General features: G+C 59.6%; 9 protein-coding genes. 2 read left to right on the plus strand and 7 right to left on the minus strand.

Annotated elements, in window-relative coordinates:
* Positions 1-9: 9 nt before the first annotated feature.
* The 3 genes from mobF to SR3_RS25195 are packed head-to-tail and all read right to left on the minus strand — an operon-like array spanning position 10 to position 5,404.
* Positions 10-2,958 carry a MobF family relaxase gene (gene mobF / locus SR3_RS25185; protein ID WP_068092334.1) on the minus strand — a complete coding sequence of 983 codons (2,949 nt, stop codon included), beginning with the start codon at positions 2,956-2,958 and terminating at the stop codon, positions 10-12.
* Complete coding sequence (locus SR3_RS25190) at positions 2,955-5,108, minus strand: type IV secretion system DNA-binding domain-containing protein (protein ID WP_068092336.1); 2,154 nt, start codon at positions 5,106-5,108, stop codon at positions 2,955-2,957. The genes mobF and SR3_RS25190 overlap by 4 nt, the downstream gene beginning before the upstream one ends.
* Positions 5,105-5,404, minus strand: a complete 300-nt coding sequence (locus SR3_RS25195; RefSeq protein ID WP_068092343.1) for a CopG family transcriptional regulator — start codon at positions 5,402-5,404, stop codon at positions 5,105-5,107. The genes SR3_RS25190 and SR3_RS25195 overlap by 4 nt, the downstream gene beginning before the upstream one ends.
* Before the next feature lie 574 nt (positions 5,405-5,978).
* Here SR3_RS25195 and SR3_RS25200 point away from each other — a divergent pair.
* Positions 5,979-6,218 carry a hypothetical protein gene (locus SR3_RS25200; protein ID WP_068092346.1) on the plus strand — a complete coding sequence of 80 codons (240 nt, stop codon included), beginning with the start codon at positions 5,979-5,981 and terminating at the stop codon, positions 6,216-6,218.
* A 207-nt stretch (positions 6,219-6,425) separates the two neighbouring features.
* On the opposite strand, the gene SR3_RS25205 is transcribed toward SR3_RS25200, so the two are convergent.
* The 4 genes from SR3_RS25205 to SR3_RS25215 all read right to left on the minus strand — a co-directional run bounded on the left by SR3_RS25205 (position 6,426) and on the right by SR3_RS25215 (position 9,784).
* A complete protein-coding gene (locus SR3_RS25205) occupies positions 6,426-7,406 on the minus strand; it encodes a DUF2493 domain-containing protein (protein WP_068092349.1) in 981 nt (326 codons plus the stop codon).
* A 465-nt stretch (positions 7,407-7,871) separates the two neighbouring features.
* A complete protein-coding gene (locus SR3_RS30905; protein WP_084455908.1) occupies positions 7,872-8,126 on the minus strand; it encodes a DUF6117 family protein in 255 nt (84 codons plus the stop codon).
* Between the two features lie 67 nt (positions 8,127-8,193).
* Positions 8,194-9,204, minus strand: coding sequence for a DUF2493 domain-containing protein (locus SR3_RS25210; protein ID WP_157099101.1), 1,011 nt, complete (start codon positions 9,202-9,204; stop codon positions 8,194-8,196).
* A gap of 88 nt (positions 9,205-9,292) precedes the next feature.
* Complete coding sequence (locus tag SR3_RS25215) at positions 9,293-9,784, minus strand: DUF736 domain-containing protein (RefSeq protein ID WP_068092377.1); 492 nt, start codon at positions 9,782-9,784, stop codon at positions 9,293-9,295.
* Here SR3_RS25215 and SR3_RS32265 point away from each other — a divergent pair.
* The coding region (locus SR3_RS32265; protein WP_218018886.1) for a hypothetical protein at positions 9,777-9,968 on the plus strand (192 nt) is incomplete at its 3' end. The two genes, SR3_RS25215 and SR3_RS32265, sit on opposite strands and share 8 nt — an antisense overlap.

The following is a 9,968-nucleotide window of genomic DNA, read 5'->3' on the forward strand; positions in this document are numbered from 1 at the left end:
CGAACCTAGTCACCGCTCTGGCCCGCGATCTTTTTCCGGCTGGGCTGTTGGATTGTGTGTTCGCTCCGGTGCGGTAGGACCGTCTTCCCCGGGGGCTGTGCGGGTGACGATTCGATCCAGCACCCGTTCAAGATGGACAGCAAGTGCCAATGTTCTATCAGCGATGCGGTCGGCTATGCCGTTGGCGTGGATCGATCTCCCCGCCCTTCCCCTCTGCAAAATTTGACCGTTGCGTTCCTGCCTGAGTTGATGTTGCTCGTCCCGAGAACGCTGCAAGCTGGTCTTGTGCCTTTCGGCGAACTGCCTTGCGCTATCACGCTCGAGACGCCCCAAGCCCTCTAGCGACGACGCCTTTTCGCCACTCTGCTCAGTGAGCTTGGCCGCAAGCTTTGCGGCGTCCTGGGTCCAGAGTTTTACCCCGAAGCGGGCCCGTGTGATTGCGGTGTAATAGTTTTGCCCGTTCACCAGGCCTGACCCGAGCGGTGCCAGCACATAGACGCGATCGTAGGTTTTGGATTGCGCGGAATATACAGTTTCCGCATAGCCGTGGTCCCAGGTCTTGTGCTTTGAAAGGTCGACGTCGATCACTCGATTTTCGCGGTCCCATCGGATCGTAGCGACGGGCCCAACTAGCTTTTCGACAGTTCCGCGCTCAGCATTCTTGAGCCCTAACTCGCGGTTGACTAAACGCCATTGGATCCGATCACCTTCCGAAAGTTCGCGCTCTTCAGCCTTGAAGGCATTTACTTGGCGAACCGAACCGAGACGCGGATCCCAACGGATAATCCGACCATTTTCGTCGACCAGACGCACGATTTGCCGGCCATTATCGTCACGGCCGAGGCCTACCACCCGATATTCGGCGCCCTGGGCAATGCCCAGCCCAGCGTTATCTCGGGCGAAGGACACCACCTGACCACCAGAATAGAAGCGAGCGACACGCTTCTCCTCGTCACTCATCCCTGCAGGGCTTAGTACCGCCAAGCGAGTTTCCTCGGCAGCAACTACGCCCTCCTTCTTCAATACCTTTCGGACGAGACTATTCGCGATCAAGCGCGTGGCGTTGTCGAGCACAAGAATGTTCGTGCCCGCCCTGCTCCTTGGATTGAGATAGCTCCATTCAGCAACCAGAGATTTTACGAGATCCTCCGGCTTATCGTCTGTTATGACCCGGTCCAAAGACGCGATAGACGTGTCATAATTCCCAGCTCTCGCTGCTGCCACGGCGGTTTTCATGGTGCGGGTTTCCTGCCGTACCGCGGTCGGAAGTTGTGCCGTCGGCATTCCGAGCTGCTGGAGAAGCCAAAATGCCTTACCCTGCTCGATGGCTCCCGTCTGTTTGTTATCGCCCAGCAGCAGCACACGTGCGCCGCTGATGCGGCTCAACTCAAGAATGCGGTGTGCCTGTCGATTACTGAGTTGCCCCGCCTCATCGACGACAAGGACATGGTCGGGCGTGAGCCCCCTTCCACCGCCGGCCAGCATGCTTGCCACTGTTCGAGATTCGATACCCGCCTTGCCTCCCAGCTCAGCGGCGGCAGAGGATGTGGGAGCAAGAGCAATAATAGTCGTCAATGGTCTGGCATTGTCCACCAGCACCTTGACGAGGGTCGACTTCCCCGACCCAGCAACTCCGTGAATGCCATTCAAGCGATCATGAGATAGAGCCACTTGCACGAGGGCCTTTTCCTGGTCTCGATTGAGCCCTGAGGTTTCCAAAGCCTCCAGCAATCGGTCGGATGAAGCGATGGGCCGGGCGTCGTCTATTGCAAGAGCTAGGTGCTGTGTCAGCGCCAGTTCCAGCCGAGCCGTGGCGCGAGTTGTGCGGCCCCTGACGAGGATGCCATCACCCGTCGGCCTATGGGTGGAAAGCAATTTGCGTCGTCGCTCATGTTCATCAACAAGTGGCCGGACATCCCTGAGACGCACCGCTCCCACCTCACTCGCGAGCCCAACACGCAGCAGTCTGCCTAAATTGTTTACCGCTTCCCGGTTCTCGGAGTTGCGGATACCAAAAAGCATAGATCGAGCGACGCGAGAAGGATCAGACGGGAGGGGGCGCTCGCCACGTTGCTCGACGGCTTCCCTCACGAGACCAAGGGTTTCACTGTGACCTTGCGTTCTTCGCTCCCATTGCCGGTGGAGCCCTTCCAAGGTCCCTTTTTCCTTTTTTGGACGGGTAGCGTAGAAAGATTTTCGTCTCTCTGCCTGTCCTTCATGTCCATGCTGACTGGCATGAGCCTCGATCTGCTCAGCCCGCCTGGAAAAGTTGCGAATGAGATCTTTCGGCACATTCCGGATTTCGAACAGGCCGGAACGTGGATCATAATCGATCTCGTAGCCCAACTCCTTCAGACCGTGCGCAAGATCGTTGCGATAGACCTGCCCAGCGGTCATCTGCTCGATGAACATTGCCCTGGTTTCCAAGCTCGACATACGTTGACCGCCCCCCTCGTTGGTCATGTTGAGCACGACAACATGGGTATGGAGATGCGGGTCCAACTCACGACTGGCATGCTCGGTGAAGCGCGCAAAGAGCAGCCTTCCGGTGGTGTGATGCTCGATCTCTCCGTCATTACGCCGCCGCAGGCCCGCATGCTCTTCGAGATAGGCCAGAGCGCTGCCGACCGCTTTTTCGTGAATGTTCAGGATACGCTCGTCGCCCACGACAAGTGCCATGATCGACACAGACTTCGGCGCGTTGACGGCAAAATCCCACCCGGGATGATGCTCGATCTTGCCATCCTTTCTGCGGCGCCCCAGCTGCTGCTCTCCAACTTTTCCAGCAAGGAGCGCCTTGAGAGTGTGACCATCGACCTTACCCGAGAGACCCAGCTCATCAGCCAGCGCACCTCCCCATTCCGCAGGCTCGTCACCACCCTTCGTGTAGTAATCTCCCACCGTATAATAGCGGCCGATGTTGGCGGGAGTGCCTTTTAGGCGCACAGGATGGATCATGCGGGTTTCGCCTTCTTACGAGGTCCATCGGCACGCCCATGCTGGACCAAAGGAGATCTGATCTGCCCTTGGCGGAGGATCATCATCCCCCAGATCTGCCGGGTCGGCATGGGGAGATCCTCAACTGGGGTTTCGAGGATCTGGTCTACCGGAAGATCTTGCTCGACCCGGACCTGCGGTGGGGCGGTCGATGGCTCCTCGTTCTGGCCGGTTCCCTCTTTCGACCCGTCCTTGTTCCCGAACAGATTGGCCTGATTATCAGCGGGCTTGACCTTCACCTTGCGAGAAGGCGGCAAGGATGGGCGTGCCCGCGCCATAGAAGCGGGGGTAGGCGCAGGGGGCTCGTGATCCGCCTCCCGTTCGGCTGCATCCCGCATCCTGCCCTCGGCCTTGGCGAGTTTGATGAGATGCTGAGCGGTGGGATGCTGCGTCGCTCCACTCGCGCGTTCGACGAATCCGGGAGCGAGATCGGGCTGGACATTATAGGTATCGACGAACCGGACGACAGGTTGGTTTCGGCCGAAGCGTAGATAGCCGGTGAGATTGGGGAGATTGGTCACCTCGGTAAACATCACCAGCGGACGGGTGACCTGCATGCGCGAGAGATTAATGCCATCGCGCATATCATTGACGCCGTAGCTCATGCCCTCGTTGGCCTCGATCTGCTCGACCTGGCCCAGATTTTCCGAAACATGCTTGGCTGTCGGCGTATCATTTGCACGCAGGGCCACCCAGGTCGAGCAATAGCCTGTGATGGCCGCGCCATCCTGGATGCCATAGGTCGCTTCTAGCTGCGGATAGGACTGGAAACCCAGGATGCCGCAGCCGCCATATTTCCGGGCGCGGGCCAGAAAATCTGACAACGATGGAAGCTTCTGAAGGGTCGGCAGCTCATCGATCACGCAATAAAGCCGCCTGTCTCGATCGGGCTTGAGGCTCATGATCGCGCTGATAGCGATGTCGAGCCAGACGGTGATCAGCGGTCGAAGCGAGGGAAGCTGATCAGCCTTTACGGTGATAAAGAGCCAGCTGTCCTCCCTGCCTTTCTCGACCCAGTCCCGAATCGAAAAGCCGTCCTCGGTATCGTCCAGGTAGGCGAAGCTGCGCATGACAGACGCCAGCTCTGCCTGGATACCAGCCGATGTCCGCTCCCCTTCCGGTGAAATAAAGGCCGCAGCATCGGTGCCGGCAACGAAAGTTGCAAGGTCCTTCAACCGTGACCGCAAAAGCCGGTGCAGCAGCACCGAAATGAAAGTGTGCTTTTGCAACGCAAGCTTGCGCAGGACCGCCACCAACGTCCCACGCGAGGCCTTAGCCCAAAAGGGATCGCCATGCTTTTCCGGGATCGTGGACTCCGCGATCTGGTCGTAATGGTAGTCTTGCGGAACATCGACCCAGGGCGACCAATGGGCGGTTCGCTCATCGAGCGGATTAAGCAGCGTGTCGATCTCAGGGCGGTAAAACTTTTCTACAAAGGTCCCAGCCGTGTCATAGACAATGGCCCGCTTCTCCTGCGTTCTGATGCCGGCCAGCATCTTGACGATGATGTTGGTCTTGCCCGTGCCCGGCGCCCCACAGAGCAGGACATGCTCCGGTTCGTAAGCGGCTGGAACTGGCACGCCGCCGATCGTGAAGGCGCCCTTGCGCTCCCACGCCAGTGCCCGCTTCACCTGCCGGATGGTACCAAAGCGGGCGCCGCGTAGGTACTCATTTGAGCCCAGCCCCTTTCCCGTCCGGGTGAAATAGAACCAGGCATAAGCCAAGGCACAAAGGGCAAAGATACCCGAGATCAGAGCTCCATGGAGGAAGTAAACCTCAAACCGATGGAGCGTATCCTTGGCCAGCCGCGAGGCGACAAGCCAGTCGGCCGAGGTCCAGTAGGGATGTCCATCTGGAGTACGGAACTGGACCGGATCATTGGTGCCCTGGGCCGCGTCAACCTTGATTGCTGCCTCAGCCAATTTGACAAGGACGAAGCGCTCGTACTCCGTGGACTTCTCCAGGGCATACCAAAGGATGCCCATGATCCAGATCGCAAGCCCGGCCATCATGGTCTGAAAGAAGACCTGCGTCGTCATTCGGAGGTTATGGACGATCGCCTGTCCCCCTCGGGTCCATGAGCCGACCGTGTCGTTGCGGAAGATACTCATGGCACTTTCACCTCGGCCAGAAGTCCCCGTTCGGCGAGAATGGCGCGGGCTTCTTCCAGCCCTTTTTCGAGGGCTACGGTGGACTGGCGACCGACGAATGTCGCAAGGATTGAGAGTATCTGGATGTTGGTTGCGAGGATCTCGTCCTGCGCGGTAAAAACGTAGCGACCTTGCGGATCGTTGGCTTGCGCAAGGATGCTACGGCAGAAGGCGGAGAAGGTAAGGTTGGCGCCATAGGCGCGCTTGCTCAGCTGCTCATAGAGCGCGTCGTCGAGCCGAATGTTGAGTTTTGGCATGCGGAAGCTCCGGGAAAGAAGCCTCCGCCAGGTTGGTGAAGCAAGAGCAATATAGAGGATCGTTGCACTCTTGCCAACAGCATGTGTGTGCCAACGTCATCCGGGTATTACATCGCTTCGTGTTCAGTAGGCTGGCAAAGGGTCAAAAGATGACACGAAATACCTCGTGATGCGTGTCTCACAGAATAATCGTCTTAATATCAAAAACGTACTTTCACGCGCCACCACGCTGTGATGCCTGTGGTACAAAAATCAGGTCAAGTGTGGTCCACGCATCACAGCGTAATCAAATGAAATTGCCGGAGAAAAGCCGGCAGCACCCGTGCGTACGGTGCATTACATTACGGCCTCGCGCCGTGCGTCCACCCTTGCGCAGCGGCCTGCCCGCTGCGTTCATCAAACGACATCTGGGTGTTCCCCCGGCAGGGGTCTTTTTTGACCTTTCCGGCGGAACGCCGGCTCAACACATTCGAGCACCTGATCTCTCGTTTTTGCGGTTCAGGGATTGCGCTCATATAGATTGCTTCCAATATGGCTGAGGTGGCGGGCAGATCATCATGAGAAGGATGATGCTATGCCCAAATTGACCGAACGCGACCGCCTTGCCGAACTGGTGGATAGGCAGCGCCGGACGACCGAAGAGGTCGAAAAGGCGAGAGGTGCTCTGCGAGCAAAGTACCTCGATCAACTCCGAGACCTGCCTGTCGAAATGCTCAGTGAGCGTGAGTTGCGGGAGATCGTGACGCAAGGCATTCGGGTTGGAGGGGCTGTCGCGGTCACCGCTCTTAAGGCCTTGCCTGGCGTCAAGTCCTGATACTCCTATCATGTCAATATCGCCCGCAGGGCGTCCCAGCGACGAGCACGGCGGAGCCGCGCGCAGGAGGCCGGGATTGCTCCTTGGAGCGATCCCGCATCGGTCTTGCGACGGACCCGTTTATGGGTCCCTGAGCAAGACCGACCTTCCCCCGCAACAAAAAGAGAGGAGCGGCCCGGACATCCGGACCGCTCCTTTCGGATAGGCTCACCCGCCAATCTGGCGCTGACTGGCAAGTGTGATGAAATGAGCCGGGATCCCCTTCGCCCTAACGCCCCTCGCGAGATGCGACTGGAGTCCGGATCCTTGGGCGACCACCGCCTCGACCGGCCGTAATTCGAGGAGTTGGTCGTTGCGATGAAACCCGGCCTGCTTGCCCAGTTTGCGTTTGAGGGTGAAGGCTATAACCCTCACCCCGCGGCTTGCTGCCCACGCCGCGGCCATCGCATCACAGCCCCGTTCCTGCGCAGTCGTCGCCAGCACCATCGCCGGGATGCGCGCGCGAATGCCATCCAGTCTGTCCCAGATCAGCGCGTGGTCGTACCATCCGTCCGCGCCGCCTGAGAAGATGACCATCGGCGCCTGCGGGTGGTGTGCGTCGATGCGGCGCTGACGGCGGGCAGCAAGGAAGTCCTGCCCGGCGATGATGGACGCCGTGCGCTTGCTCGATACCAGCGACCCGCGCGGTGATGACCACGGGCGCCCGGTTTCGGCATGGAAGGTTGCTGCGGCATAATCGCGCATGCAGGCCACAGCATCGCGCGTCTCATCCAGCGACTGGCAGAGAACTTGCGCGTCCTCCAATTCGCTCATCATCACCTCGCTGCCATCGGCATCCCGGATCAGGCTCTTGACCTTCATCGCTGCCTTGTCGGCCTCGCCATCAAGCTGTTCCCCGACGCGATGGAAGGCGTGGACGAACCCCCACGCCAGCCGATCCGCGATGCTTTCAAGGCGGCTATCGCGCAGGACATCGAAGAGCGTCCGCATCACCATTTCGGTCGCGAGCTGGACTTGCAGGGCGTCGGGCATGTCGCAGTTTGCCATGTCATCGGCTGTACTGATCCGGTAGCCCTCGACGGTTTCGGTGAAGGCCTGTGAAAAGTCATCAGTGAGCATCGCTCCCTCCTGTGCGACGAATTCAGCGATTTCTGCGAAACTGCGAATGGAACGGAATGCCTGTGCCATGTGAACCTCCTGGATTGAAAGAGGTCTCTTCTTCGGCACGGGCTCTGAGCAGCGGGGTCAAGGATCGCCGAAGGCGACCGCGTCAGCGGCGGTGGGGGTCACGATTTTTTTGGGCGGCCAGCAAGGTTGAAGAACAAGCCCAATGCCAGACCCGCCCAAAAAAATGGTGGGGCCCCGCCGTCCTTGAGGCCGCTGCGGTCCCGTGCCACACTTGGAGGACTTGAGAGAAGAGAGGAGGCTCGACAATCAGGGGCTCGATGCCCCTGATTGTCGAATGCTGTGTTCAAGCGCGACCTGAAACACCATGGCAGTGAGGGCTGGAGTCAAGGATCGCTGAACGCGACCGCGCAGCGGCGGTGGGGGTCACGATTTTGCGAGGCAAAATGGGGGGCCCCCACCGTCCTTGACGCCAACCGATGCTGCCATGACGATCATGGTGAATGAAGGTTATGGCGAGCTTGCTCGTCATAACCGCACCGTATCATCTCCCGTCGCAGGCTCCCCCGGCACAGGGGGAATATAATCCTCGTAAGGATCGCCGTTATGCAGGTGACCAAAGGGAACGAAGGCGAATTCTTCGCCGTCCCGCCCCAAGGCACAGATTACATAACGAGGCTCCCCGCTATGGGCATCAGCGCATTCCATGAGTGCGAGATCCCCGCATTGGGCAGCTCGCAGCAGGGTGTTGAAGTTGGCCCGATGGCTGTCAGGGATTGCCATGACGGTCTCCTTATCAGGTGGCCGGCGCGATACACCGGCGACCAAGGATTGATATGCTGTTGCCGTTTTAGGCGGTCCGGCGTTGACGTTGAGCGGTGATCCGGGGCACATTGGCCAGCGGCGCCTGATCGGCTTTGCGGAGAGCATGGATCGGGACACCCGCCTTACGCAGGACCTGATAGAGGTTAGCCTGAATGCCTGAACCCTCCCCCAGCAGAGCCTCTACAGGATGCAGTTCCGCCAGCCGACGGTTGCGCGCGAAGGGTGCCGCCCGGCCCGAACCGGACAGGGTGTAAGCCACCAATGGCACGCTATGATTGGCAGCCCATGCCGCGACGATGGCGTCGAAGCCTTTGCGCTGGGCCGTGCTCACCAGCATCATATGCGGGATGCGCTCATGGATAGCGTCGAGGCGTGCCCAAACCTGCTGCCAATCATGCCATTCCGCGTGGCCGGAGGCGACGATAATCGGGCCCTGCGGTACAAAGCGCTCCCGCTTTTCCAGTGCGCGCTCCCGTAGAAAGTCCTGCACCGCGATCTGCGTCGCGGTCGATGCGCTCGATGCCCGCGAACCTTTGGCGGGAGACCATGGCCAACCTGATTGGGCGCGGTACATCTCTGCCGCATAGTCGCGCATGCACTCGAGAGCGTCGCGCTGCTCGGTGGTCGATTGGCAGAGGATTTGCTTTTCCTCCAGTTCCCGATTGTAGACCTCGGAGAGATCAGGGCGGCGTGCAAGGCTGCGGATTTCATTGGTGAGCGTGTCCTCCCTTTTCTCCAATTTGCTCGCCACAAAGTGGAAGCTGTTGACGAAGCCCCATGCGATTTCGGCGGCAAGCGGCTCCAGCCTCGTTCCGGCAAAGAGGTCGAAAATGGTTGCCACGATGGCGCCGCACTCGGCCTGCGCCGCAAGTGGTTCGGGCATCGTATGCTCGCCCGGCTCATCACCTGGTTCGATGATGGAAAGCGGAATGGGGTCGCCAAAGGCGCGCTGAAATTCAGGGCTTGCGGTGATTGCCTTGTAGAGGGTGGGCAGGTCCGCAAAGCTGCTCACGCGCGGCGAAGAGTTGTCGTTCATGATGGATGGTTCCCTCGTATCTGGGCAAGAAAAAAGGGCCGGGAAAGCGTTGTGCTTCCCGGCCCTGCCAAGGTTTGATATCTCTCCGTTAGAACGCGATATCGTCGTCTTCTGCCGGCTCCAGCTCACGGCTCATCGAGCCATCCGCACCGGCAGTGCTGCCACCAAAGCCACCGTCGTCGCCACCGAAGGCACGGCCGCCATCCGGGTTCTGGCTGTCGTAATTGCTGGAGCCAAAGCCACCGCCGGGTGCATCGGAACGCAGCGTGTCGCGGCGCCAAGCAATCGCATAGCCGTCGCGATCATTCCCGAAGAGCGCCACCGGCAGAGGTTCAGGCAGGCTGGGGTCGTCGATGTTGCCGGTCAGGAAAGATTCGCCGGACTTTTTGGCGGCCGCTTCCCAAAGGGCGCCGATCTGCACCCAGCGGCGGGCGACATTAAGTGCCACGACCTCATACCTCGGAGCGCGCGGGTTCTCGCTTTCGACAGGGCGCAAGCCGATGCGCGGCAGATCGATGGTACGCGTGGCGATCGAACCCATCAGACGGCCGTTGTGGACTGAGATTTCACCGATGTTCATGATCATTACCTTTCAAATATCGCTCGGAAACCCTTTTCCGGCGACAATCTTCAAGGTCCCTCTCTCCTCTCTGGAGCGATGCCGCCCCCACCCCGCCGTTGCCTCAAGACGCGCTCTCACCCAATACGCGCACGCCATTCCTCTCGCCGCCGCCGAGCCAATAGCGAACGGCGGGACAATTTTT

The organism is Novosphingobium rosa NBRC 15208, assembly GCF_001598555.1.
In the GTDB taxonomy this organism is placed as follows: Bacteria; Pseudomonadota; Alphaproteobacteria; order Sphingomonadales; family Sphingomonadaceae; genus Novosphingobium; species Novosphingobium rosa.